The organism is Georgfuchsia toluolica, assembly GCF_907163265.1.
Classification (GTDB): Bacteria; Pseudomonadota; Gammaproteobacteria; order Burkholderiales; family Rhodocyclaceae; genus Georgfuchsia; species Georgfuchsia toluolica.
In genome coordinates this window covers 2480642-2505539 of record NZ_CAJQUM010000001.1, presented here as the reverse complement: position 1 = coordinate 2505539, position 24898 = coordinate 2480642, and the positions used below count along the sequence as shown (strand labels likewise).

General features: G+C 60.4%; 26 protein-coding genes, 1 tRNA gene and 1 pseudogene. 12 read left to right on the top strand and 16 right to left on the bottom strand.

Features of this window, described 5'->3' with window-relative positions; genetic code table 11:
- Positions 1-303 precede the first annotated feature (303 nt).
- Complete coding sequence (locus tag K5E80_RS11880) at positions 304-927, bottom strand: SCO family protein (protein ID WP_220636353.1); 624 nt, start codon at positions 925-927, stop codon at positions 304-306.
- A gap of 123 nt (positions 928-1050) precedes the next feature.
- Between K5E80_RS11880 and K5E80_RS11875 the strand changes: the two genes are divergently transcribed.
- Positions 1051-1311: a DUF5062 family protein gene (locus tag K5E80_RS11875; protein ID WP_220636352.1), complete on the top strand. Its 261-nt coding sequence runs from the start codon at positions 1051-1053 to the stop codon at positions 1309-1311.
- 88 nt (positions 1312-1399) lie between these two features.
- Here the strand turns inward: K5E80_RS11875 and K5E80_RS11870 are convergent, their stop codons facing one another.
- The 6 genes from K5E80_RS11870 to K5E80_RS11845 all read right to left on the bottom strand — a co-directional run bounded on the left by K5E80_RS11870 (position 1400) and on the right by K5E80_RS11845 (position 6830).
- Complete coding sequence (locus K5E80_RS11870; RefSeq protein ID WP_220636351.1) at positions 1400-1999, bottom strand: CBS domain-containing protein; 600 nt, start codon at positions 1997-1999, stop codon at positions 1400-1402.
- A 313-nt stretch (positions 2000-2312) separates the two neighbouring features.
- Complete coding sequence (locus K5E80_RS11865; RefSeq protein WP_220636350.1) at positions 2313-3512, bottom strand: acetyl-CoA C-acyltransferase; 1200 nt, start codon at positions 3510-3512, stop codon at positions 2313-2315.
- Positions 3513-3532: 20 nt separating this feature from the next.
- Positions 3533-5920 (bottom strand): 3-hydroxyacyl-CoA dehydrogenase/enoyl-CoA hydratase family protein, encoded by a 2388-nt coding sequence (locus K5E80_RS11860; protein WP_220635629.1) that lies wholly within the window; start codon positions 5918-5920, stop codon positions 3533-3535.
- A 35-nt stretch (positions 5921-5955) separates the two neighbouring features.
- Positions 5956-6165 carry a hypothetical protein gene (locus K5E80_RS11855; protein ID WP_220636349.1) on the bottom strand — a complete coding sequence of 70 codons (210 nt, stop codon included), beginning with the start codon at positions 6163-6165 and terminating at the stop codon, positions 5956-5958.
- Between the two features lie 198 nt (positions 6166-6363).
- Positions 6364-6597 (bottom strand): hypothetical protein, encoded by a 234-nt coding sequence (locus K5E80_RS11850; protein WP_220636348.1) that lies wholly within the window; start codon positions 6595-6597, stop codon positions 6364-6366.
- A 157-nt stretch (positions 6598-6754) separates the two neighbouring features.
- Positions 6755-6830, bottom strand: a tRNA-Arg gene (locus tag K5E80_RS11845).
- A gap of 125 nt (positions 6831-6955) precedes the next feature.
- Here K5E80_RS11845 and K5E80_RS11840 point away from each other — a divergent pair.
- Positions 6956-7408, top strand: a complete 453-nt coding sequence (locus tag K5E80_RS11840; protein ID WP_220636347.1) for a c-type cytochrome — start codon at positions 6956-6958, stop codon at positions 7406-7408.
- 134 nt (positions 7409-7542) lie between these two features.
- Here the strand turns inward: K5E80_RS11840 and metK are convergent, their stop codons facing one another.
- Positions 7543-8721, bottom strand: coding sequence for a methionine adenosyltransferase (gene metK / locus K5E80_RS11835; RefSeq protein ID WP_220636346.1), 1179 nt, complete (start codon positions 8719-8721; stop codon positions 7543-7545).
- Positions 8722-9077: 356 nt separating this feature from the next.
- Here metK and K5E80_RS11830 point away from each other — a divergent pair, with 356 nt between their 5' ends.
- The 5 genes from K5E80_RS11830 to K5E80_RS11810 all read left to right on the top strand — a co-directional run bounded on the left by K5E80_RS11830 (position 9078) and on the right by K5E80_RS11810 (position 12907).
- Positions 9078-9914 (top strand): lysophospholipid acyltransferase family protein, encoded by an 837-nt coding sequence (locus tag K5E80_RS11830; protein ID WP_220636345.1) that lies wholly within the window; start codon positions 9078-9080, stop codon positions 9912-9914.
- On the top strand, positions 9911-10783 hold the full coding sequence (locus K5E80_RS11825) for a lysophospholipid acyltransferase family protein (RefSeq protein ID WP_246590962.1): 873 nt from the start codon (positions 9911-9913) through the stop codon (positions 10781-10783). The genes K5E80_RS11830 and K5E80_RS11825 overlap by 4 nt, the downstream gene beginning before the upstream one ends.
- A gap of 3 nt (positions 10784-10786) precedes the next feature.
- The gene (locus tag K5E80_RS11820; protein WP_343213246.1) at positions 10787-11242 is read left to right on the top strand and encodes a CoA-binding protein; all 456 of its coding nucleotides are present in this window, start codon (positions 10787-10789) and stop codon (positions 11240-11242) included.
- Positions 11243-11402: 160 nt separating this feature from the next.
- Entirely contained in the window at positions 11403-12245 is an 843-nt protein-coding gene (gene dapF / locus K5E80_RS11815) for a diaminopimelate epimerase (RefSeq protein WP_220637316.1), read from the top strand.
- Positions 12242-12907, top strand: a complete 666-nt coding sequence (locus tag K5E80_RS11810; protein ID WP_220636344.1) for a DUF484 family protein — start codon at positions 12242-12244, stop codon at positions 12905-12907. The genes dapF and K5E80_RS11810 overlap by 4 nt, the downstream gene beginning before the upstream one ends.
- A 188-nt stretch (positions 12908-13095) precedes the next feature.
- Here the strand turns inward: K5E80_RS11810 and K5E80_RS11805 are convergent, their stop codons facing one another.
- Positions 13096-13632, bottom strand: a complete 537-nt coding sequence (locus tag K5E80_RS11805; protein WP_220636343.1) for a hypothetical protein — start codon at positions 13630-13632, stop codon at positions 13096-13098.
- Between the two features lie 122 nt (positions 13633-13754).
- A complete protein-coding gene (locus K5E80_RS11800) occupies positions 13755-14099 on the bottom strand; it encodes a cupin domain-containing protein (RefSeq protein WP_220636342.1) in 345 nt (114 codons plus the stop codon).
- Positions 14100-14242: 143 nt separating this feature from the next.
- On the opposite strand from K5E80_RS11800, the pseudogene K5E80_RS11795 reads away from it, so the two are divergent.
- Positions 14243-14671 (top strand): annotated as a pseudogene (locus tag K5E80_RS11795) (IS110 family RNA-guided transposase); the annotation flags it as partial.
- An 81-nt stretch (positions 14672-14752) separates the two neighbouring features.
- Here K5E80_RS11795 and K5E80_RS11790 read toward each other — a convergent pair.
- Positions 14753-15550 carry an arylamine N-acetyltransferase family protein gene (locus K5E80_RS11790; protein WP_220636341.1) on the bottom strand — a complete coding sequence of 266 codons (798 nt, stop codon included), beginning with the start codon at positions 15548-15550 and terminating at the stop codon, positions 14753-14755.
- Between the two features lie 373 nt (positions 15551-15923).
- Between K5E80_RS11790 and K5E80_RS11785 the strand changes: the two genes are divergently transcribed.
- Positions 15924-16082 carry a hypothetical protein gene (locus tag K5E80_RS11785; protein ID WP_220636340.1) on the top strand — a complete coding sequence of 53 codons (159 nt, stop codon included), beginning with the start codon at positions 15924-15926 and terminating at the stop codon, positions 16080-16082.
- A gap of 166 nt (positions 16083-16248) precedes the next feature.
- Here K5E80_RS11785 and fusA read toward each other — a convergent pair whose 3' ends face one another.
- Positions 16249-18300, bottom strand: a complete 2052-nt coding sequence (gene fusA / locus K5E80_RS11780) for an elongation factor G (RefSeq protein ID WP_220636339.1) — start codon at positions 18298-18300, stop codon at positions 16249-16251.
- An 11-nt stretch (positions 18301-18311) separates the two neighbouring features.
- Between fusA and K5E80_RS11775 the strand changes: the two genes are divergently transcribed.
- The 3 genes from K5E80_RS11775 to K5E80_RS16965 all read left to right on the top strand — a co-directional run bounded on the left by K5E80_RS11775 (position 18312) and on the right by K5E80_RS16965 (position 19571).
- On the top strand, positions 18312-18899 hold the full coding sequence (locus K5E80_RS11775) for a YeeE/YedE family protein (protein ID WP_220636338.1): 588 nt from the start codon (positions 18312-18314) through the stop codon (positions 18897-18899).
- 1 nt (position 18900) lies between these two features.
- Positions 18901-19371 (top strand): DUF6691 family protein, encoded by a 471-nt coding sequence (locus K5E80_RS11770; protein ID WP_220636337.1) that lies wholly within the window; start codon positions 18901-18903, stop codon positions 19369-19371.
- Positions 19372-19436: 65 nt separating this feature from the next.
- Entirely contained in the window at positions 19437-19571 is a 135-nt protein-coding gene (locus K5E80_RS16965; RefSeq protein WP_281420251.1) for a hypothetical protein, read from the top strand.
- Between the two features lie 232 nt (positions 19572-19803).
- Here K5E80_RS16965 and K5E80_RS11765 read toward each other — a convergent pair whose 3' ends face one another.
- The 4 genes from K5E80_RS11765 to dnaN form a co-directional block, all read right to left on the bottom strand.
- Positions 19804-20037 carry a hypothetical protein gene (locus tag K5E80_RS11765; protein WP_220636336.1) on the bottom strand — a complete coding sequence of 78 codons (234 nt, stop codon included), beginning with the start codon at positions 20035-20037 and terminating at the stop codon, positions 19804-19806.
- Between the two features lie 189 nt (positions 20038-20226).
- Positions 20227-20964 carry an SDR family NAD(P)-dependent oxidoreductase gene (locus K5E80_RS11760; protein WP_220636335.1) on the bottom strand — a complete coding sequence of 246 codons (738 nt, stop codon included), beginning with the start codon at positions 20962-20964 and terminating at the stop codon, positions 20227-20229.
- An 18-nt stretch (positions 20965-20982) separates the two neighbouring features.
- A complete protein-coding gene (gene gyrB / locus K5E80_RS11755; RefSeq protein WP_220636334.1) occupies positions 20983-23478 on the bottom strand; it encodes a DNA topoisomerase (ATP-hydrolyzing) subunit B in 2496 nt (831 codons plus the stop codon).
- Positions 23479-23612: 134 nt separating this feature from the next.
- Positions 23613-24716: a DNA polymerase III subunit beta gene (dnaN, locus tag K5E80_RS11750; protein WP_220636333.1), complete on the bottom strand. Its 1104-nt coding sequence runs from the start codon at positions 24714-24716 to the stop codon at positions 23613-23615.
- Positions 24717-24898: the final 182 nt, after the last annotated feature.

Genomic DNA, 24898 nt, shown 5'->3' with positions numbered 1-24898 from the left:
TCATGACACTTCCTGACGGTCTCGACAAGTGTTATGCCATTCGTATTTACGGTTCGGCTAGCCCGGCTGGCAAGATTCATCCTGGAAAAAGCAGTTCACCACGGCAAACACGGCGAAAACACGGAGCATGGGAGGCGTGCGGCCCTCGCCCATTGGGTGAAATGAAGTCCATTGGCAAACTCTTGATTTTTCGCCGTCCCACGGGGATACCACAGGGATTCCCGCTGGTTATTTCCTTTGGTCATGCCCGCCGTGTCGCCGTGGTTCAAATGAGGCTTTCAGGTTCATCAGTTGCGAGCAGAGTCAGCGTCCCGCCAAAAGCTGCCTGAGGTCGGCGGCGATCTTCGCCGCCTCTTCGTCGCTGGCCACGAACAATCGCAGGCGGCCCTGCGGATCATAGATATAAAGTCCCGCCGTGTGATCGATCGTATAGCGGCCGGGTTTTGATCCCGCCTGCTTCTGATAGAAAACCCTGAAGTCTTTCGCCATCGCGGCCGTCTTGTCGGGATCGCCGTAAAGGCCGAGAAACCGCGCGTCGAAGGCGGACACGTATTGCGCCAGCAGTTCTGGCGTATCGCGCTCGGGATCAAGCGTGACGAACAGCACCTGGACGCGATCCGCTTCGCCGCCCAAAGCCTCCATCACTTCGCGCAGCTTGTTCATGGTGGTCGGGCAAACGTCGGGGCACTGCACATAGCCGAAGAAAATCACCACCGCCTTGCCCTTGAAATCGGCCAGCTGGCGCGTCTTGCCGCTTGCATCGGCAAGACGAAAATCACGGCCCCAGTCGCCACCGGTGACATCGGTGGCATTGAAGTGCGCGGATTCCGGACTGCAAGCCGCCAGCAGAATGGCCAGCGCGAGCAGCAGCGCGCGAACAGCAGCTTCGCCTCGGGTGCTGTGAAGAGCAGGCTCTTGGAATCTCATGCCGGACAAACGCGCGAGGAATGCAGTCTCAGGAAAAGTGACTCTACCATGTAGCCTATACTTTCCTCATTCTTTTGCCGTGGAACCTTTCGGTACCGGCGGTCTGAAACTGGAGGTGTTGCAATGAAGAAAATGAAACATGAAAACGAGCTGTTCAAGGCCGCCCTGCTCGCGGGTGTAGAGTATGCCGAAGGACGGGGTGTCGTCGAGTTTGAGCCGACGGACTCGGCAAGCGAGAAGCTGCTTTACATCTACAGATTGCTGGTCCATGACAAAGTCATCCAGCCCCTGCCTGAAGATCAGGTTGCCGAAAAAACCCTGCGCCACAAGCTTGCCATCTGGTATTCAAAACAGCTTCCGGCAAATCACCCGCTTTTGAAATAGGAAGGGTGACGCGCACGATTCAGCCTGAAATTGCATCCATGCCAGCGCAGCGGTGCCGGCGGAGGTGCGAAGCGGGCCTGAAGCGGATTCAAATTCCCGCAATCAGTGCTTCGATTTCAGCGAAGGTTCTTGCCACTTCATAGGTTTGGATTTGCACGCCTAACTGACGGGCGATCTGCGAGGCCGAGAAAATACCCAGCAGAGACTGCTTGCCATCTTCGCGCTGCCCTACGACGAGTGCGTGGGCGCGGCCAACGGCCTTCAGGGTGGCCACGATGTTGCCGACGGAAGCCTTCGTTACGTCCTCGATGCGCAATGCCTCCATGCTTTTCACCGGCACCATGACATCGGCAACGCATAGGTCGCTTCGCCTGCAATGGCGATTTTGGGCCACCAGCACAGGTTTTTCCCCAAGTATGTCGTTGGACGTGATCACCCCGACAATCTTGCTTGCCTCCCCTACCACCAGCAGCAGGCGTACGCTGCGCAAGATCATGGACTGGTTGGCCAGATCAAGAGTGGCATCGCCTGCAATAGTCGCGGAAGGCACCCGGGAAAGGTCCGTCATGACCTGAACCGCCGCAGAATCAGCATTGACTGGGGGCGGATTAAAAGCTTCCAGAACGTAGCAGCCAATGGAGGAAATGATGGTTTGCGGTATAGGTCGATAGGCGATGGAGGCATTCATTTGTTGTATCTCTCATATTGTCGCGTATCAGGGGTAGCCGAGACGCCAGAGCATCCAGCCGTTATCGGAGTTCTAAGGAAATCATAGCAGCCGCGGTACTTATGTAAAGCGGCGTCAATGTCATATCGCATCTTGCTCGGGCGGGTAATCGGCGTCAGGCATATACAATTCTTCGACAGTAAAGCTCCACTGAACTCATGCAACGGGATGCCATCCGCAAACGATAACTCATTGGAATGTCAGCCTCAGGATAATCAAATGACGGAAAAGTAGCCGGGCCAGCGCTCGCCGGCCTGGATGGGAATCCCTGGACTCAGGTGCGCTCGAACACGCCCGCGGCGCCCATGCCGGTGCCGATGCACATCGTCACCATGCCGTACTTGAGCTTCTCGCGTTGCAGCGCATGGACGACGGTGGCGGTGCGTATCGCGCCGGTGGCGCCGAGCGGGTGGCCCAGCGCAATGGCGCCACCAAGCGGATTGACCTTGGCCGGGTCGAGTTCGAGCGTCTTGATCACCGCCAGCGCCTGCGCGGCGAAGGCTTCGTTCAACTCGATCCAGTCGAGGTCCGACTTGGCAATGCCGGCCTGCTTGAGCGCACGCGGAATCGCCTCGATCGGGCCGATGCCCATGATCTCGGGCGGCACGCCGGCCACCACGTAGCCGGCGAAGCGTGCCAGCGGCGCCAGGTTGAACTGCTTCAACATCTTTTCGCTGACCAGCAAGACCGCCGCCGCGCCGTCCGACATCTGCGAGCTGTTGCCCGCCGTCACCGAGCCCCTGGCCGCAAACACTGGGCGCAGCTTGGCGAGATCGGCCAGGCTGCTCTCCGGGCGCGGGCCTTCGTCGGTGTCGGCGCTGCGCTGCTTGAGTTTCACCGCGCCGCTCTTCAAGTCGGGCAGGTGCTCGGCAAACGCGTAAGGCGAAATCTCGGCCTTGAATTTGCCGGCGGCAATCGCGGCCACCGCCTTCTGGTGGCTGTGCACGGCGAAGGCATCCTGCTCGTCGCGCGTCACTTTCCATTGCTGCGCCACCTTCTCGGCGGTAAGGCCCATGCCGTAGGCGATGGCAAGGTTCTCGTCCTTCTCGAAGAAGGCCGGATTGATGGCGATCTTGTTGCCCATCATCTGCGGCATCACCGTCATCGACTCGGTACCGGCGGCGATCATGACATCGGCTTCACCGAGGCGGATGCGCGCCGCCGCGTCGGCCACGGCCTGCACGCCCGAGGAGCAAAAGCGGTTGATGGTCATGCCCGGCACGGTATTGGGCAGGCCCGCCAGCAAGAGACCGATGCGGGCGACGTTCATGCCCTGCTCGGCTTCCGGCATGGCGCAGCCGACGATGACATCGCCGATCAGCGCCGGATCGAGTCCCGGCGCCTGCGCCATGACGGAGCGGATGGCGTGGGCCAGCATGTCGTCGGGACGCACGTTCCTGAACATGCCGCGGCGCTTGGCCACCGGCAGGCGCGTGGCGGCGACGATGTAGGCGTCTTGAATCTGTTTGCTCATTTCGATGTCCTTTGCGTTTCTCAGTTGCGCAGCGGCTTTCCCGTTTCCAGCATGTGGACGATGCGGGCTTGGGTCTTTTCATTCTTCAGCAGCTCGATGAAGAGCTTGCGCTCCACGGTCAGCAGCCAGTTCTCGTCGACCAGGCTGCCGGCCTCGATGTCGCCGCCGCACAGCGCCGTGGCGGCAGCCTTGGCGACGACATAGTCGTGCGCGGAGATCATGCCGCCCTCCTTCATGTTGACCAACATCATCTCCAGCGTGGCGATGCCGGTGCGGCCGCAGACCGGGATGTTGCGCGCCGGCAGCGGCGGCTGGTAACCGGTCTCCGCCAGTCCGCGCGCCTGATGCAACGCGACGTAGAGCAGCTCGTCCGGGTTGAAGATCACGACGTCGGCCTCATCGGCGAAGCCCAGTTCGCGGGCATTCAACGCGCTCTTCGAGACGTTGGCCATGGCGATGGTAGTGAACACCGGCTGGATGAAATCGAAGGGCACGTTGTTCGCGGTCCTGGCGGCATTGCGCGCGGCGCGCAGGGCGAATTCCTTGCAGCCGCCTCCCGCCGGGATCAGGCCGACACCGGCCTCGACCAGGCCGATGTAAGACTCCAGCGCCAGCACGCGGCGGGCGCAATGCATCGGGAACTCGCAGCCGCCGCCCAGCGCCATGCCGCTGACGGCAGCGACGACCGGCACTTTGGCATATTTTAATGTCATCGACGCCTGCTGGAATTCGGCGACGAACTTGTCGAGCAGATCGAACTGGCCGGCCTCGACGGCCTGGGCGATTTCCTGCAGGTTGGCGCCGACGGCGAACGGAGCCTCGTGCCAGATGACGACACCCTGGCAGTGCTGCTCGGCGTAGGCGATGGCTTGGCGCAGGCCGACGATGACGTCGCGTCCCAGCGTATGCATCCTGGTTTTAAAGGAAAGAATGGCGATGCCGGCATCGACCACGGGCAGGCACCACAGGCGCACGCCGGCGTTCTCGAACAGCGTCTCGCCGGCCTTGGCGGGTGCGATCTGCGCGGCGCCAAAAACCTGCTCGGGGAAAATCTGGCGTTGATAGACGGGTAGCTGGGAGCGGCCCTTCAGCACCTTGTCGGCCGCCGAGTACGAACCCGTTGCGGCATGCACGCCCTCAAGCTCGAACACCCAGTCCGGCAGCGGCGCGTTGCACATGGCCTTGCCGGCGTCAATGTCAGCTTTGACCGCTGCGGCGACGGCTTTCCAACCAGCCGACTGCCAGGTCTCGAACGGCCCCTGGCTCCAGCCGAAGCCCCAGCGCATGGCGAAGTCGATATCGCGCGCGTTGTCGGCGATGTCGGCCAGATGGTAGGCACAGTAATGGAACACATCGCGGAAGATCGCCCACATGAACTGCGCCTGAGGATGCGGCGAGGCGCGCAGCGCAGCGAACTTCTCGGCCGGGTTTTTGATCTTCAGGATGGCGTCGACTTCGGGGGCGACGGCGCCCGTCGCAGCGCGATAGTCCTGCACCGCAAGGTCGAGCACCTGAATCTCCTTGCCCGCCTTGCGAAAAATGCCGCACCTGGTCTTCTGGCCCAGCGCGCCCTTGCCGATCAAGGCCGCCAGCCACACCGGCGCGGCGTAGTAGCCGTGCCAGGGATCGTTCGGCAGCGTGTCCTGCATGGTCTTGATCACGTGCGCCATGGTGTCCAAACCGACCACATCGGCGGTGCGATAGGTGGCGCTCTTGGGGCGACCGATCTTCGGGCCGGTCAACGCATCGACCTCGTCGAAGCCCAGGCCCAGGCGCTGCGTGTGATGCATCACGGCCAGAATCGAGAACACGCCGACGCGGTTGGCGACGAAGTTGGGCGTGTCCTTGGCGCGCACGATGCCTTTGCCGAGGCGCGTCACCAGCCAGGATTCGAGGTTGTCGAGCAACGCCGCTCCCGTCTGCCTGGTCGCGATGAGTTCGACCAGATGCATGTAGCGCGGCGGGTTGAAAAAGTGGATGCCGCAGAAGCGCGTGCGCAAAGCTTCGGGCAGCACCGAGGCCAGATGGTTGATCGACAGACCCGAGGTGTTGGATGCGATGATCGCGTGCGGCGCGACGTGCGGCGCGATCTTGCGGTACAGGTCTTCCTTCCACTCCATCTTTTCGGCGATGGCCTCGATGATGAGGTCGCAGCCCTTGAGCTGATCGAGGTGCTGGTCGTAGTTGGCAGCGTCAATGTAGGCGACGCGGTCCTTCGCCGCCAGCGGCGAAGGCTCCAGCTTCTTGAGGCCGTCGAGCGCCTTCCTGACAATGCCGTTGGGCTCGTCCTTGCCGGCGAGGTCGAACAGCAGCACCGGCACGTCGGCATTCGCGCAATGAGCGGCGATCTGCGCGCCCATGACGCCGGCGCCGAGTACCGCCACTTTACTAACGATGAAGTTGCTCATTGGTATATCCATATTCGAAAAGAGAAAATGTAGGGTCATCCCCCCAGGCGCTGGATGGCAGTGATGGTCGGGTATTTCTCATAGATCCCCGAATCGTTGACTTTCATGCTGTATCCACCCGCCACCTCGCGTACCCGCTTGATACGCGTCTTGCGGTTCGTCTGTACATTGTAGGCGTGTACAGTCCCCCATGACCAGTACGGATGTTTGCCATCCATGATGCGATTGCAGCAGTCGTCATACACGACCTAGTCGCCGTCGAAGAAACGAAACGGCTGGCCGCGGCGATCACAGGATGTCATCGCCAGCGGCAGCGGCGTGCACACCTCAAGCCACACTTTTTATGCTCACCGGCGAGCGCGGTTAGGACAGCGGTTCGGCTTCGACGACGATGACCTCGGGTACAAGCCCACGCTCGTGTTCCAGAAGTGGGTACCTTCGCCTCATTGGATCGGGCTTTCTGTAACTTCCCTTGCGCCTCCGATTTCTCCTTCTGCCTTCTGTAGTTTTTCAAGCGAGGCAGTGTCCACGCCACGTGTCTTCAATGCCGAGTCCAACTCCTGATTCAGAGCGCCGATATCCTGATTGCAGGATGATTTTGCTGATGCAATGACCTGATCGATCTCGCCGATGTCGGCTTGAACCTGAGCTTCAATTGCCGCCAAGCGTTTTTTCAACTCGTTTTCGTAAATTTGCCTGCGGACGTTTCGTGTCGACCTGAGTGTATTCAGAGCCTGCTGCTTGATCCTTCTTTTCTCGCTCCAGAAAATCCTGAATCTGCGTCACGGACCCGGGTTTCAACAAGTCCCGTAATGTCTTGCGGGACAAGGGATTTGGCGCGCTCGGCGGGGATCGAACCCACAACCCCTGGCTTCGGAGGCCAGTACTCTATCCATTGAGCTACGAGCGCGAGGGCGCGAAGAATAGCGCTTTTCCCGTGGTCCGTCCATCAAGCAAGCAAAGTGGAGCAAGGCAGATTCGCTACTATAATCACCCGCTTCCGCTACCGCCTTTCCTGCTTGCAGAGGAAACACCATGTCCGACGAACACAAATTCAAACTAGTTCCCCTCATCGCCGGCACCGTTGTCGTCGTCGCCATTCTCGTCACATTGGCCGTCGTGATCAGTCGCGATTCGAAACAGGTCGACGAGGAAGAAGTAAATGCCCGGATCCAGCCAGTGGCCAAAGTTGAACTGGCGGCGGCAGGCGCCACCAGCGGCAGCCGTAGCGGCGAACAGATAGTGCAGGCAGTTTGTGGCGCCTGCCACATGACTGGCGCCGGCGGTGCGCCGAAGATCGGTGACAGCGCCGCCTGGGGGCCGCGCATCGCACTAGGTCTCGATGGCTTGTTGAAGTCGGCGCTGGCCGGCAAGAACGCCATGCCCCCGCGCGGCGGTTCCGATGCCACCGATACCGAATTGGCCCGGGCGATTGTTTACATGGCCAACAAGTCCGGGGCAAGTTTCAAGGAACCCAAGGCTCCATAAGAAAGCAAGGCGCAGCCGCGTTACATGCGGCTGCCATGCAGCTTTGTCTCCGGCCGTGGGGCTGACGCCCCGCTTAACCTTGCTGCGCAAGGTGAGCCTACGACGAAATACCGACAAGGCGCTACGCGCTGGCCTTACAGACCAGCGTCGGCACGTAGTGCCGACGCCTTGTCGGTATTTTCCCAAGTGAAATCCGCGTCCTCGCGGCCAAAGTGGCCGTAGGCGGCGGTCTTCTGGTAGATCGGGCGCAGCAGGTCGAGCATGTTGACGATGCTCTTCGGGCGCAGGTCGAAATGCTTCTTCACCAGTTCGGCGATCTTCTCGTCGGAAACCTTGCCGGTACCTTGCGTGGTCACCCACACGCTGGTCGGCTGCGAAACGCCAATGGCATAGGAAATCTGTACCTGGCACTTGCTGGCGAGTCCGGCCGCGACGATGTTCTTGGCCACATAACGCGCCGCATAGGCGGCGGAACGGTCCACCTTGGACGGGTCCTTGCCCGAGAACGCGCCGCCGCCGTGCGGTGCTGCGCCGCCGTAGGTATCGACGATGATCTTGCGCCCGGTGAGGCCGCAATCGCCCTGCGGGCCGCCGACCACGAAGCGGCCGGTGGGATTGACCAGATACTTGATACCGTTCTTGATGAGTTCCTTGGGCAGCACCGGCTTGATGATTTCCTCGATCACGGCGTCGATTGCCGCTTGCTTCATTTTCGGGCCGTCGGACATTTCCGGTGCATGCTGCGTGGATACTACTACGGTATCGATGGCGACCGCCTTGCCGTCCTGATAGCGAATGGTGACCTGCGATTTGGCGTCGGGACGCAGCCAGGGCAGTACGCCGTTCTTGCGCAGTTGCGACTGTCGCTCCATCAGACGGTGCGACAGATAGATCGGCAGCGGCATCAGCACCGGGGTTTCGTCGCAGGCATAGCCGAACATCAGGCCCTGGTCGCCGGCGCCCTGATCAAGATTGTCGTCATAGGCCTTGTTGACGCCCTGTGCGATGTCGGGCGACTGCTTGTCATAGGCCACCAGCACGGCGCAACCCTTGTAGTCGATGCCGTATTCGGTGTTGTCGTAGCCGATGCCCCTGATGGTCTCGCGCGCGACGTGGATGTAATCGACGTTGGCGCCGGTGGTGATTTCACCGGCGAGCACGACAAGACCGGTATTGCACAGCGTTTCGGCGGCAACACGCGAATGTTTGTCCTGCGCCAGGATGGCGTCGAGAATGGCGTCGGAAATCTGGTCGGCGACCTTGTCAGGATGGCCTTCGGATACCGATTCGGAGGTAAAAAAATATTCAGACATGGAGACTGCTCCTTAAATGTTCCCCAACAATAATCTGGCCCGCGTGACAGGCTCCTGGGGAATCGAGCAGCCGACGCTTTAGCGATATTTGTTTTCCGACGGCATATTTGCGGTCTTCTCCGCCTCGCAAGTTGTCTATTTAACTCGGCGGAAGGCGATAATCTACACTTCCGCTCTATTCGATGCAAGACGACGTCCCCCTAACGCGTATGGTCGCCAGCTCCACACCCGAGGATGAAAATGCGTAAAGGCAAATTGAACGCCCCCCACCCCCATTCCCCGCCCCAGGGCGGGGCTGCCAATCAGCTCGCTGCGCTCGATATCACAACAAGCGCTGTTTCTACTTTTTCACGTTAATGGAGCTCCTGTTCAGGTTGTTGGGTTATCTGCCGCTGCGCGTGTTGCATGCGTTCGGTACCGCACTCGGCGTCGTGGCCTACGTCCTTTCGGAGCGCAGCCGTCGCTACATCCGGCAGAACCTCGCCATCGCCGGCCTGGCGCAACAGGTTTCACCATGGCGCGTGATGATCGAGGCGGGCCGCACGATGATGGAACTGCCCTGGCTGTGGTTGCGTCCGCAGCAGGAAATCGTCGCCAAGGTGGTCACAGTCAGCGGATGGCACCATGTCGACAATGCGCTTGAGCGCAAAAAGGGCATTGTGTTTTTCACGCCACACCTGGGCTGTTTCGAAATCACCGCGCAATACTATGCCGTGAAAGAACCGCTCACCGTGATGTACCGCCGGCCGAAACAGGACTGGCTGATGCCATTGCTTGAAAAAGGGCGCGGTGCGAATTTCCGCCTGGCCACGGCGGACATATCGGGAGTACGTGCGCTGATGAGGACTTTGCGCGCACGCGAAGCGATCGGCATCCTGCCCGACCAGGTGCCGGGCAACGGCGAAGGCGTCTGGGCGCCGTTCTTTGGCAAGCCGGCCTATACCATGACGCTCGCCGCGCGGCTGGCCGCCAGCGACACCACAGTGCTGCTGATTTACGCCGAGCGCCTGCCGCGGGGAGCCGGCTTTCACATCAAGGTGCGACCGTTTACGGAGTTGCTTACCGGCACGCTGCAAGAAAACGCTGCCGCAATCAACCGCGCCATTGAAACCCTAGTCCGCGAATGTCCGCAGCAATACGCGTGGAACTACAACCGCTACAAGGTACCGGCCGGAGCCGAGCCTCCGCCATGACCGCCTTGTTGAGCTACCTGGCGCTGGCATTGATGTGGCTGCTGCACTGGCTACCGCTGCGCGTGACGCGGGCTTGCGGCACCGCGCTCGGCCTCGCGCTCTATTTCGCCATTCCACAGCGGCGGCGGATTGTGATGACCAATCTGCGCCTGTGCTTTCCGCAGCGGAACGAGTCCTGGCGCCGTTCCATCGCGCGCCGCCATTTCATTGCCTTCGCCTGTTCGACGCTTGATCGCGCTTATTTCTGGTGGTCGTCCCGGCAACGCCTTGAACGCCTGATCCGGCTGAATGGCCGGGAACATCTCAAGGACGCATCAGGCAAACCGACCATTATGCTGGTGCCGCACTTCATCGGTCTCGATGCCGCCGGCGTAGTAGTGTCGATGGCAACGCCGGCGATCAGCGTCTATTCACGCCTGAAAAATCCCTACTTCGACGCGCAGTTTCACGCCGGACGGATGCGCTTCAACCAGCCCCTGCTGCTCTCGCGCCAGGACGGCATGCGCCGCGTGCTCAAGGCGCTCAGGGAGGGTTTCCCGTTTTTCTATCTGCCGGACCTGGATTTCGGCGCCAAGGATGCCGTTTTCGTGCCTTTCTTCGGCGTACCCACGGCCACGATTACCGGCGTATCGCGGCTGGCACGGTTGTCCCGCGCCAGGGTCGTGCCCTGCATCGCGCGCATGACGCAAGATGGCTATGACATCACGCTGCTGCCGCCCTGGGAAAACTATCCGGGCGAAAGCCTGGAAGCCGATACAAGCCGCATGAGCGCTTTCATCGAAGCCGAGGTAATGAAAATGCCCGAGCAGTATTTGTGGTCGCACAAGCGTTTCAAGACGCGGCCGCCCGGAGAAAAAGGGGTTTATTGAGCCGTGTCTCGCGCCATTGTCCGGGGCGTCAGCGGTTACCATGATCCGATGTTTACCAATCCTCCTCTCACCGAAATCCGCAGCCTGTTGCAAAAGGTGAAGACCATCGCCATCGTCGGCTATTCGCCCAGGCCGGAGCGGCCGAGCCATCGTGTCGCGGCGGCCCTGCAGGCGCGCGGTTATCGCATCATTCCGGTACGGCCGGCAATCAGCGAAGGCCTCGGCGAAACAGCCTATGCCCGCGTCGCCGATTTGCCCGAGGTGCCCGATCTCGTCGACGTATTCCGCCAGCCCGCGGCGGTCGATGCCATCGTCGACGATTGCATCGCGCTAGGCGTGAAGAACCTCTGGCTGCAGGACGGTGTGATCAATGAAGCGGCCGCGCTGCGCGCACAAGCGGTGGGCATGACGGTGGTCATGGATCGCTGCACGCTGCGTGACCAGGGATTGCTGGCATGAACAAGTTCAGGCCAGCAATCCCTAAGGGAATAAGTGGGCCCACCCCCTATCCCCCGCCCCAAGGGCGGGGGCAATTAGTCACCTCCCCCTCTTGGAGGGGGAGGAAGGGAGGGGAAGCTCAACAATGTGGCTTTTTCCGCGCCACACCGGCGAGGGTGTAATGAAGATCCGCTTCACCAAAATGCACGGCCTGGGCAACGACTTCGTCGTGCTCGACGCCATCAGCCAGCGCTTCGTGCCGAACCCGGCACAGGCGCGCTATCTTGCCGACCGCCATTTCGGCGTCGGCTGCGATCAGATCCTCGTCGTCGAGAAAGCGACTTTGCCCGGCATCGATTTCCGCTACCGGATTTTCAATGCCGACGGCGGCGAGGTCGAACAGTGCGGCAACGGCGCGCGCTGTTTCGTGCGCTACGTGGTCGATCATGGGCTGACGAACAAGCGTGAAATAAAGGTGGAAACGCGCTCCGGCATCATTGCGCCACGCCTCGAAGACAATGGCGAGGTCACGGTCGACATGGGCGTACCGCGCTTTGCGCCGAACGAGATCCCTTTCATCAGCGACTCGGATGCCGCGGTGCAGCCGCTACGGCTGGGCGCGCATGATATCGACATCAGCGTGGTGTCGATGGGCAACCCGCATGCGGTGCAGGTGGTGAGTGATGTCAATACCGCGCCGGTCGCGGTCGAGGGGGCGATGATCGAGTCGCACGAGTACTTTCCGCAACGCGTGAATGCCGGCTTCATGCAGGTGGTCGACCGCCATGCCATTCGTCTGCGCGTGTATGAGCGCGGCGCCGGCGAAACCCTAGCCTGCGGCACGGGCGCCTGCGCCGCCGTGGTAGCAGGCATCCGGCGCGGCCTGCTCGACTCGCCGGTGCGCGTCAGCATGCGCGGCGGCGCATTGTCCATCGCCTGGAACGGGCCGGGCCAGCCGGTATTGATGACTGGCCCCGCCACTAACGTATTTGAAGGTGAAATCGAACTCCCGGAGGAACTATGAACGCCGACGAAGTTGCCAGCTTTTTGCATGCCCATCCCGATTTCTTCATCGACCATGCCGAACTGCTGGCCGAGATGAATTTTTCCAACACGCATGGCGCCAGCGCGGTATCGCTGGTCGAACGCCAGGTCGGCCTGCTGCGCGACAAGGCGAAGCTGCTCGAAGGCAAGCTCGGCGAGTTGATCGGTTTCGGCGAGGAAAACGACATCATCGCCGAGAAGGTGCACCGCCTTGCGGTTGACCTGCAAGGCGCCAACGACATGTCGCGTGCGGTCGGCGCCCTGTATACCCACTTGACGGGCGCCTTTACCGTGCCTTGCGTCGCGGTGCGCCTGTGGGGCATCGCCGCGGGCGATGCGGAAACGGCGGAAGAGTTTCAGCCCGTATCCGACGCCATCAAGCTGGTCGTAAACAGTCTGCAACATCCCTACTGCGGCCCGGTGGAGGGCCAGGAGGCCGCGTTGTGGTTCGGCGAACGCAGCACACCGATCCGTTCCCTGACGCAAATTCCGCTGCGCGAGCAGGGCTTCGGCGGCGCCTGTTTCGGCTTGCTCGTACTTGCCAGCGAAGACCCCTATCGCTTCTACTCCGACATGGGCACGCTGTACCTGTCGCGCATCGGCGATCTTGCTGCCGCCGCTCTGCTGCGCGTGGTCGGCTGAACGACAGAACGGGTTCGCCGTTATTCGAACAATGCAAACATATGCAAAGAGCAACCGGAAAATTTGGCGCGAGCCTGGCCCCTTTAGCTGCTAACGCCTCGGCTCAGCAGCGCGCGAAAACCGCGTCAGCAAAGCACAATACCGCTGTTTCTCGCGTCCGCTGCAGCCGAATGTTGGCATAAACTCATCTACTCCGTGCATGGTCTCGTGACGCGGTCGGAAAGCTCTAACGGCTCGACGTACTCATGCCCTGACTTCATCCTGACCCATAGTTCGGATTCGGTAAAATCTAAATGGCAGGCAGGTATGCCAGACTTGATGCCGGCGCTCTCGCCGGTGATGAGTGTGACTTCGACCTTCCAGCATCGTCCGGACCTTCCATGCGGTTGTTCGGTGACCGTCGTAACTTTGAACTTTGTCTCCTTCGCGACATTTGCGACCGGGACCCAGATACACTTCGGATACTTCAAACCACTGAGCTTGTAGCGCGCCTCATCTTTGGTCGTGGGTGTAACGTCTTGCGGGATGCAATCGTTGGCACCGGACAAGTTGAGCATGTAAGCAGTGAAGTAACTGAAGTGCTCCGCGAGAATCGCATTCTCGCGGAGCGCAAAACACCTGCCGGCGATGTTTGATGCGATCGGTCTGTTCGAGGCCTCGTAGACGTACCACGAGCAGCCATGTAATGCGGCGCTGGCGAGTAGGGCGACGGCGGAACGTAACATGGTAAGATCATTCAGGTGCCTTACGTTGTGGCCAACCGGCGCGGAAAGGAGGTGAAGCCGACTGAAGCGCGTCCGGTTGAGCCGCGTGTTAGGCCCGACCGTGTTAGAAGCGGGGCCTGAGCTTACTCTTGCCTGACTATATCGACCGAGATCTCCACCGCCGGAATCGTTCCTCTGTTCTCAAGCCAGTGTGTGGTGTTCCTATCCTCGGGCCAACCCACTCCCGGCCCATAGTCCGTAGCGACTCCATTCCGATGGTCAGTGATCGTTCCTTGCAGTATGTAGACCGTGCCTGGTCTGTCTTTATGGTCGTGAATCGGGCCGAAGACGCCCCCAGGCTCGATGGTCACCATACGCATTCGAAGTTTGCGCCCTGCCATGCCCTCGATCTCAGGACCAAGGTCAACCGTTGCAAGTAACTTCACCGTAATACCTTTCGTCTCAGGTGCCACCTGTTCGTTGCTCATCGTGCTCTCCTTTCTGTACTTCCTGGGCCTGACGAATGAAAGGGACTTCCCCGTCCCGCGGGTGCGGCGTTAGCTGCAGTCGGCAACAAGTGCCATGATGAAGTTTGCAGTCCACATCATTCAGACCACGAAAGGGGAAGTCCATGAGCATTATCATCGTGGGAATCGATCTCGCCAAGAACGTTTTTGCCGTGCATGGTATTGATGATAACGGCAAGCCGGCATTGGTCAAGCCGAAAGTGGCGCGCGCCGATCTGGCGCCATTGATCGCTCAGTTGGCGCCTTGTGTGATCGGCATGGAAGCCTGCTCCGGCGCGCACCACTGGGCACGGCGCTTCCGCCAGCACGGCCACGCCGCCAAGCTGATGGCACCCAAGTTTGTTGCCCCCTACCGCATGAGCGGCAAACGTGGCAAGAACGACGCGGCCGACGCGGCCGCGATTTGCGAAGCCGTGACCCGGCCCCACATGCGCTTCGTCCCGATCAAGGAAGAACACCAGCAGGTCATCCTGTGTCTGCACCGCACCCGGCAAGGATTCCTCGAAGAAAGAACGGCCACCTACAACCGGCTGATGGAGCGCCCCGGCATCGGCCCGGTGACGGCCAGCGCATTGCCGGCCAGTATCGGCGGCAAGGCCCGCTTGAGCGTAGGGTTAGAATTTGTGGGGAGTTGAGCAATTTTCGGCATTTAGCGTAAGTCCGAACTTATCGGACAGGATGGACACGATATCTTCCGGGGCGATGGTTTGTTTTTCCACTCTCCCATTTTTTACGGTTTTTAGCATATCGCCGAAGAGAATTTTTCTTCCTGCAGAGTCATGCAGCACAATCAATAGTTTTTGCACAAAAATTGCATCCGGGTGCGTGGAGTTGAGGTAATTGGCTGGCACAAAATCAATCCAGTCTTGCGGAGATAGATCAAACGCATACTGATTCGCCCATTCCCCATCAACAAGCGCTTTCAACAAATACTCGTGGTCGTTGATCTTGTTCAGCACGAACGTATCTGCGTCTTGTTTTACTTCAACATCAACCAGGCTCAGCCGCATGGGCGCTCTGATGCCATAACTGCCAAAGCCCAAATCACACAGCCATTCCTCGCCATTTACTCTCAACACAATTGCCATATGCGTTTTCGGTCTTTTGACCGGGTAGAACATAGGCCGAGCCGCCACAAACTGGTAAGGAATGCCAAGCGACTGAAGTGCCATGGCAAAGAGGCCATTGACCTCGTAGCAGTATCCGCCACGATTTCGATTGAGTATCTTTTCGACAATTTCCTCTGGGACCAATGAAATGACTTTTCCGGCCTGAACATCAAGGTTTTCAAATGGTACTGTGAATAACTGGCATCTCATCATTTCAGTTACGGTGGCAATATCCGCTTTGGCACCGCCGTGGTAACCAATTCTGCTGAGATAGCTTTGAAGTGCAAAATTGTCAGCTTTCATGCTTGCGGGCCTTACTGGTTCAATTGTCGTAGAAAAAATTCTAACGTAATGCAGACGTCATCAAAAATATCCACATATGGATACAAATAGCCATATGTGGGAATAATTGCCATATCTAGGCATCTTGCAACCAACGCGCTTGCGGCAGTAGCTGCGATGGGTTGTGCATCGACGATGAGTTCTATGGTCGCGAGTGCTGTCGGTGGCATGACGTCATCACGTGATGTGAATGACAGGACAATAACAGCACGCTAATGAAATGGCAAGACTTGCACTTTTGCGAGCACTCCCCGCTAGCGAAAAAAGGCGTCCTTCATTAGGATAACGGATTAAATGGGCCTATCCTCAGACACTTCCAGGTCAACATGACTTTATGAAACCGCCGCGCAGCAAAGCGCCCCTCCCGATCCCGAAGCAACCCGGCGCCGCCAGGAATCCGGCGCTCAAACAACTCGCGCCATCGAAAGGCGATCAGAAGAAAGCGGTCGCCGCCAAGATGGGGCGCATCGTGCAGCGCTATCAGGGGAAATAACGTTCGTATAAGTCCCGAGTTTGTCGTCCCCGCGCAGGCGGGGACCCAGTGGCTTTGCATTAAAAAAGCTGGTTTCCCGCCTTCGCGGGAATGACCGAAGAGAATCCCCGTGCGGATGACGGGTGCTTTTATTGAGGGTTCCGTCAAGAATGCAATACCACACCCGCTACTCTTCGACTTCCTGCGGCCGGAAGCTGTCGCTGAGTTTCTTCTGCGTCTGCGGCGGCACGGCAGCATAGCGCGCCAGGTCGATGCTGTAGCTGCCCTTGCCGCCGGTGAGCGACTTGAGCCGCGAGGCGTAGTCGGCGATTTCGGCCAGCGGCACTTCGCCGCTCAGCGCCACATTGCCGTAGCCGCGTGGTTGCGTGCCGGTGACATGGCCGCGCCGGCTCGACAGGTCGCCGGCAATGTCGCCCATTGCGGATTCCGGCGTTGCCACCTCGATGGCGACGATCGGCTCCAGGACAATGGGATGGGCGGCGCGGATCGCGGCGAGCGCCGCCTTGCGTCCGGCGGAGAAGAAGGCCACGTCCTTGCCGTCCACCGGATGGCTCTTGCCGTCATACACAATGACGCGCAGATCGGTCACCGGGAACCCGGCGATGACGCCGTCGGCCAGTGCCTGACGCACGCCCTTTTCCACCGAGGGGATGAAGACGCCGGGGATGACGCCGCCCTTCACCTGATCGACGAATTCGAAACCGGCGCCGCGCGCCAGCGGTTCGAGGCGCAGGTACACCTCGCCGAACTGGCCGGCACCGCCCGATTGTTTTTTGTGGCGGTGGTGGCCTTCGGCCGGCGCCGTCACCGTTTCGCGGTAGGGAATCTGCGGCGGCCGCGTATCCAGCTCCAGCTTGTATTGGCTTGCCAAACGTTCCAGCTTGTAGCGCAAATGCATTTCGCCGAGGCCGCGAATCACGGTCTCGTGCGTGGTGGGGTGGCGCTCGATCTCGAAGCAGGGATCTTCCAGCACCAGCTTGTTCAGGGTGTCGAACAGGCGCTGCTCGTCGCCCTTGCGCCGGGTTTCCACCGCGAGGCCCTGCATCGGCTGCGGAAATTCCAGCGGCTTCAAGTGGATGTGGTCCTCGTCGTGCGAATCGTGCAGCACGCAGTCGAACACGATGTCCTCCACCTTGGCGATGGCGCCGAGGTCGCCCGGCAGCAGCTCATCCACTTCAACATAGTCCTTGCCCTGCAACTGGTAGAGGTGGCCAATGCGGAAGGGCTTCCTGCCATCGCCGGCGAAGAGCTGGCTGTCGCGCCGCAGCGTGCCCTGATGCACGCGGAAGATGGCGACGTTGCCCATGTAGGGATCGGCCACCATCTTGAAGACATGCGCCAGCACATGACGATCGGGTTGCGGCACGGCGCTGAAGGGTTCGCCCGCAGTACCGGGTTCGCCGCGGTAAAAGGGCGGCGGATTGCCTTCCGCCGGATTGGGCGCCAGCGCGGCCAGGGCGTGCAGCAATTGCGGCAGGCCGGCGCCGGTCTTGGCCGAGACGAACAGGATTGGCACCAGATGGCCTTCGCGCAGGGCCTTTTCAAAAGGGGCATGCAGTTCGCCGGCATTGGGGTCGGCGCCCTCTTCCAGATAGCGCGCCAGCAGGTCTTCATCTTCTTCCACCAGTTGATCGATGAGGGCGCGGTGCGCCTGCTGCACCGAATCGAAATCCGCATCGCCGCTGTCGTGCTCCAGTACTTCCACCACGTCGTGGCGATCATGCGCGGGCAGGTCGAGCAGCATGCACTGCCTGCCGAAGCGCTCGCGCAATTCGGCGACGAGGCCGGGCAGGTCGAGATTATCGGCATCGATCTTGTTGATCACGATCATGCGCGCCAGATTGCGCGCCGCGGCGGCGCGCATCATGCGCTCGGTGGCGAGCTCGATGCCGGTCTGCGCATTCACCACCACCAGCGCCGTATCCACCCCGGCCAGGGCGGCCAGGGCGGGGCCGGAAAAATCGGGATAGCCCGGCGTGTCGATCAGGTGCAGATGCACATCTTCCCAGGCGAAATTCACCAGGGCCGAATTCAGCGAATGCCCGGCGCTTTTTTCCTGCGCATCGAAATCGCAGACCGTGTTGCCCTTTTCCACCGCGCCGCGCGCCGCAATGGCGCCGACGGCATGGAGCAGCGCTTCCGCGAGCGTGGTCTTGCCGGCTCCGCCGTGGCCGACGAGGGCAATGCTGCGAATCGCTTCAGTGGCATAGCGGTCCATGGCGTTCTCCCGTGCAATTATTTGCCGGAGATTTTACCCCGCGTACCGTAGCCGGCAGGTGCGGCGGCGAGATGGCATTGCCATCGATCCGGCAGCAATGCGACAATCCTCACTCACAACACTCCACCCGGCCAGACATGATCGCGCAATTCTTTCCCTATGGCGTGCAGCAGTACCTGATCGGCGGCCTCTTGATCGGCGCCGGCATCGCGCTGCTGTTCGTCACCACCGGACGCCAGGGCGGCGCCAGCACTTTTTTCAGCGCGGCCTGGTCGTATGTGTCGAACACGCCCTTCTTCCAGCAGCCGCTGCTGCGCAACACGCGACAATGGCGTTCGATCTATGCGCTGGGTCTGCTGCTGGGCGGCGTGCTGTATGCCGTGCTTGGCCTGCCCATCCTGCCCAGCGCCATGCCAGCCTGGAAGCTCGCGCTGGGCGGCGTGTGCATCGGCTTCGGCGCACGCCTCGGCGGCGGCTGCACCTCCGGCCACGGCATCTGTGGCATGGCCTCGCTCTCGGCCGGCTCGCTGGCCATCGTGTGCACCTTCCTTGGCACCGGCATCATCACCGCGATGGTCATCGCAAGGCTCGGCGGCTGACATGACAAAGACATCCACAACACTCAGTCAAATCGCCACCTCATTTGCCACCCTGTTGAGCGGCGTGATCTTCGGCTTCGGTCTCTCGTGGGCCACCATGATCCGGCCTGAATCGGTGATCAACTTCCTTACCTGGCGCGACCTCGGCCTGCTGCTGGTGCTGGGCAGCGCCACCGGCCTCAACCTGATCGTGTTCCAGCTCGTGCCGCGCCTGCGCGCACGCTCCCTGCTCGGCGCAGAATTCGAAAAGCGGCCCTTCACGCTCGATCGGCAAAGCCTGCTCGGCGGCGCGCTGTTCGGCGTGGGCTGGGGCATCTGCGGCGTCTGCCCGGGGCCGGCGCTGACCGGTATCGGCGCGGGCAACTTCGATCTGCTCATCGCCCTGGCCGGCATTTTCGCCGGGGCCTGGTTGCACGGGCTGTGGGCCAACCGGCAGTCAGGCAAGACCAACGACGCACAGCAGCTCGTCTGATTCGGCAACACCAGCCGGCCCGGGCGAAAAGACCGGCACACAACAGGAAAAGGGGAGGCCCCCGCATGACAATCCACTTCCAGCGCTCGATGCAACGTCCGCTGGTACTGCTCGCCAGCCTGCCGCTCACCATCGTCTGGCTGGGCCTGCTCTACATGTTCGGCATGGAGTTTCTCGAAAACTCGCCGCGCGGCTTCTGACAAAACATCGAGTGGGCCGCCGAGACCCTCACCACCACCAGCTATGGTTACGACTTGCACTGGCAGCACCCGCTGACGAACCTGCTGGTGATCGCCACCGAACTGCTCGGCAAGTTCTTCGTCGTGCTGTTTTTCCCGATCTGCGTGCTGCCCTACACGGAAGAGCGCTTCGAAGCGCGCCTGCAGCGCCACCTGCCGCCGATGGCCGGGCGCGGGCGCTGCGCGATCTCGGCTACGACGTGGCGGCGGGCTCGCCTACCGCCTGTTCGAAGAAGGCAGCGACGTGGTCGAGCAAAATCTCAAGTTCACGCGCATGACTGCCGGCAGCCTGATCGGTGCCCACCCATGGCGCGCCGGCACCGGCAGGAAAAGCGGCGCCGCGATCATCGCCATCGAGCGCGGCACGGAAGTATTCACCGAGTTCGACGATGCATCCATCATCGTCGCGGGCAGATACGCTGTTCATCTGCGGTACGGCGAACAGTCTGGAAAAGTATGCGAAGGCCTACGGCGCGATGGTGGCGGAGAAAACCTCACCCAAGTCCGCTTGACGCAAGCGGAACGCCAGTTACCGAAGAGATCCTGAGCGACTTGAGCCTCGTGTCCTCAACGGGATTCGCTCTTCAGCGAACCGGAAAACGCGCCTACCGGCGTATCAACCATAGCGCCCGCCCGTGACGTGCAGTACCTCGCCGCTAATGAAGCCGGCGCGTTCGCTGGCCAAAAAAGCCACAGCATCAGCGATGTCATCGGGCTGCCCCACACGTTTGATTGACTGCATCTTCACGGCTTGTTCCTTGATGGTCTCGTAGGTGGGCAGCGTCTGCACCATCTCCGTTTCTATAACCCCGGGCGCGATGCAGTTAACCGTAACGCCGAAACGGCCTTCCTCCTTCGCCAGCGCCTTCGCCATACCAATCAGGCCAGCTTTGGCGGCCGAGTAATTGGCCTGCGTCGGGCTGCCAAGATGCCCGCGCGAACTGATGTTGATCACGCGCCCCCAGCCCTGCTTGATCATGTGCGGCATCACTGCTTTAGTCATCAGGAATGCACCCTTGAGTATCACATGGATCACCATATCCCAGTCTTCCTCGCTCATCTTCACGAGGTAATTGTCACGCGGGAAACCGGCGTTATTGACCAGGATATGCACACCACCGAAGGTGGCAACGGTTTCGTCGACCAGCCGCTGTACGTCGCCGGCCTTGGTAATATCCCCAATCACGCAGTGCTCCAAGAGGCCCTCGGCACGCAGCTTCGCTGCGGTTGCTTCGGCATGTTCGCGCAAGATGTCGGTGACGACCACCTTCGCTCCTTCCTGGGCCAGCCGCCTCACAGTGGCAGCCCCAAGGCCGCGGCCCGAACCCGTAACGATCGCAACCTTGTCCTTCAATCCCAAATCCATACCAGCTTATACGTCGATGTTGCGCGCATACAGCGCATTGCCCTCGATGAAGGCGCGGCGCGGTTCGACGTCGTCGCCCATCAATGTGGTGAAGATTTCGTCGGCGGCGATGGCGTCGTCGACTTGCACCTTGAGCAGGCGGCGCACGGCGGGGTCCATGGTGGTTTCCCACAACTGTTCGGGGTTCATTTCGCCGAGACCTTTGTAGCGCTGTTTGCTGAGACCGCGATCGACTTCGGCGAGCAGCCAGGTGATGGCATCGGCAAAGCTGGCAATCGCGGATGATTTTTCGCCGCGGCGGATGACGGCGCCCTGATTGATGAGGCCAGCGATCATCTTCGTGGTCTGGCTGATCTGCTGCCAGTCGCCGGAGATCAGGAAGCCTTCGTCAATGTTCGAGACGCGCAGGTTGCCGTGGCGCATGCGTTCGATGCCGATCGACCAGCTCTCGATCTTGTCGTCATATTCGGCCTTGATGGCGAGATGCGGCAGGTGCGCCTTGAGCGCGGCGGCGCTGGCGCTGGCCTTTTGTTCGCCGCCGAGTTCGAGCACCACCCCGCGCGCGAGCACGGTGTGCAGCACTTCGCTATCGACGAAGTCGGCGAGGCGATTGATGATGGCTTGCGAGGTGATGTAGCTCTTCGCCAGCTCGTTCAATGCATCACCGGTGATTTCAGCGGCGCCGCTTCTCGGCAACAGCGATGCGCCTTCGATGGCAAGCGCGAGCAGATGCTGGTTGAGGGCGGCCTCGTCCTTGATGTAGAGCTCGCTCTTGCCGTGCTTGATCTTGTACAGTGGCGGCTGCGCGATGTAGATGTAGCCGCGCTCGACCAGCATCGGCAGCTGGCGGTAGAAGAAGGTAAGCAGCAGGGTGCGGATGTGGGCGCCATCCACGTCGGCATCGGTCATGATGATGATGCGGTGGTAGCGCAGCTTGTCGATGTTGAAGTCGTCGGCGCCGATGCCGCAGCCGAGCGCGGTGAGCAGGGTGACGATCTGCTCCGAGGAGAGCACCTTGTCGAAGCGCGCCTTCTCGACGTTGAGCACCTTGCCGCGCAACGGCAGGATCGCCTGGAACTTGCGGTCGCGGCCCTGCTTGGCGGAACCGCCGGCGGAATCGCCCTCGACCAGATACAGTTCGGAAAGTGCCGGATCCTTTTCCTGGCAGTCGGCGAGTTTGCCGGGCAGACCGACGCCGTCGAGCACGCCCTTGCGCCGCGTCATGTCGCGCGCCTTGCGCGCCGCTTCACGCGCACGGGCGGCTTCGACGATCTTGCCGCAAATGATCTTGGCATCGGCCGGGCGTTCCAGCAGGAACTCGGCAAGCTTGGCGGCAACCACATCTTCGACGGCGGGACGCGCCTCGGAAGAGACCAGCTTCATCTTGGTCTGCGAGGAAAATTTTGGGTCGGGCATTTTCACCGAAAGCACGCAGACGAGGCCTTCGCGCATGTCGTCGCCGCTGATTTCGACCTTGGCCTTCTTGGCGATTTCGTGTTCGTCGATGTACTTGTTGATCACCCGCGTCATCGCGGCGCGCAGGCCGGTGAGGTGGGTGCCGCCGTCAGACTGCGGAATGTTGTTGGTGAAGCAGAGCACCTGTTCCTGGTAGCTGTCGTTCCACTGCATCGCCACTTCGGCGGTAATGGTGACGCCACTGTCGCCGACTTTTGATTCGCCCGAGGAGAAGAATACGTTGGGGTGCAGCACGGTCTTGCTGCGATTGATGTAGTCGACAAAGCCCTTGACGCCGCCGGAGAAGGCGAAGTCTTCTTCCTTGTTGTTGCGCTGATCGACCAGCTTGATCTTGACGCCATTATTGAGGAAGGAGAGCTCGCGCAGGCGCTTGGCGATGATGTCGTAGTGGAATTCGACGGCGCCGAAAATTTCTTCGTCGGCCAAGAAATGCACTTCGGTACCATGGTTTTGCGTATCGCCGAGCAGCTTCATCGGGCTGACTTCGACGCCGCCGACTTTCTCGATGATACGGTCGGTGACGTGGCCGCGATTGAATTCGAGGAAGTGTTTCTTGCCGTCGCGGCGAATGACTAGGCGCAGCCATTTCGACAACGCATTGACGCAGGAGACGCCGACGCCGTGCAGGCCGCCCGAGACCTTGTAGGAGTTCTGGTTGAACTTGCCGCCGGCATGCAGCACGCACATGACGATTTCGGCCGCCGAGCGTTTGGGCTCGTGCTTGTCGTCCATCTTGACGCCGACCGGAATGCCGCGGCCGTTGTCGGCGACGGAGATGGAATTGTCGGCGTGAATGGTGACCGTGATGTCGTCGCAATAACCGGCCAGCGCTTCATCGATGGCGTTGTCGACGGTCTCGAACACCATGTGGTGCAGGCCGGTGCCGTCCGACGTGTCGCCGATGTACATGCCGGGGCGCTTGCGCACGGCCTCCAGCCCTTCGAGTTGCTGAATCGATGATTCGTCGTAGCCGCCATTGCCCTGCGACAATGTTGCGGGTTGCTGCTCGAGATTCTGCTCAGTCATGGTTTTCCAGTATCTACTGCGGGTTGCTACCGTTCGTGGCGAGCCTGTCGAACCATGAACGAACTGCGTACTTGCAAATGCCCATCATCCTTCGTCTGGCTCAGGACTTCAGGGCGAACAGATTACGTTGTTTCTCAAATTCGCATCGGCATGACGACGTACTTGAAGTTCTGCTGTCCGGGCAGCATGAACAGCGCGCTTGAATTGGAATCGGCGAGATGACACTCGATGGTTTCGCAATTCAGGTTGTTGAGCACGTCGAGCAGGTAGGTGACGTTGAAGCCGATATCGAGGGCTTCGGCGGAATACTCGACTTCGATTTCTTCCTGCGCTTCTTCCTGCTCGGCATTGTTGGAAATAATCTTCAGGCTGCCGGCGCCGAGGACGAGGCGCACGCCGCGGAATTTTTCATTGGTGAGAATTGCCACGCGCTGCAGCGAATGCAGCAGGCCGTCGCGTGAGAGCTTGATGATCTTGGTGTGATTCTGTGGGATGACACGCTCATAGTCGGGGAACTTGCCGTCGATCAGCTTAGAGACGAATTCGATGTTGCCGAAGCGGAACTGCACCTGGGTCGGGGCGAGCACGATTTCCAGCGGGTCGTCGTTGTCGGCGAGCTGGCGCGATAGTTCGAGCACGGTCTTGCGCGGCAGGATGACTTCCTGGCGCTGATGCGAATCGGGCAGGGTTTCGGCAGCGTAGGCGAGACGATGGCCGTCGGTGGCGATGACCCGCATCTCGTTGTCCTGCACCACCACCAGCAGACCATTGAGGTAGTAGCGGATATCCTGCTGGGCCATGGCGTACTGCACCAGGGCAAGCAGGCGCTTGAACTGTTTCTGCGTGATGTTGATTTTGGTTTTTGCGCCGTCCGCTCCCGCCATGCGCGGGAAATCTTCCGCCGGCAGGGTTTGCAGGTTGAAGCGGCTCTTGCCGGCCTTAAGCTGCAGGCGTCGGTCTTCATAATTCAGGCTGATCTCGGCAGTCTCTGGCAGTGAACGCAGGATGTCCTGCAGTTTGCGCGCGGCGACGGTCAGCGCAGCCTTGTCACTGCCGCCGGTGACTGCCGCGGTGCGAATCTGGATTTCAATATCGGTGGCAAGCAGGGTGAGCTGATCGCCGTCTTTTTCCATCAGCACGTTGGAGAGAATCGGCAGGGTATGCCGCTTCTCGACAATGCCGCAAACGGATTGCAACGGAGACAGAAGTTGGTCGCGGGGGCCTTTAAATAAAAGCATCTTTATATAACTCCTGTTAACAATAGGACATTGGTCCGTTCTGTGGAAAATACGATATTGTATTTTGTAATCATCGACTTAGTTACTGTATAAAGTTCTGGGCAACTTGCATTCGACACTGTGGATGATTGTGGGCAGTTTGGCACTTGGCTGGGTTATGGTCTTTTGTCCACAATCTATAC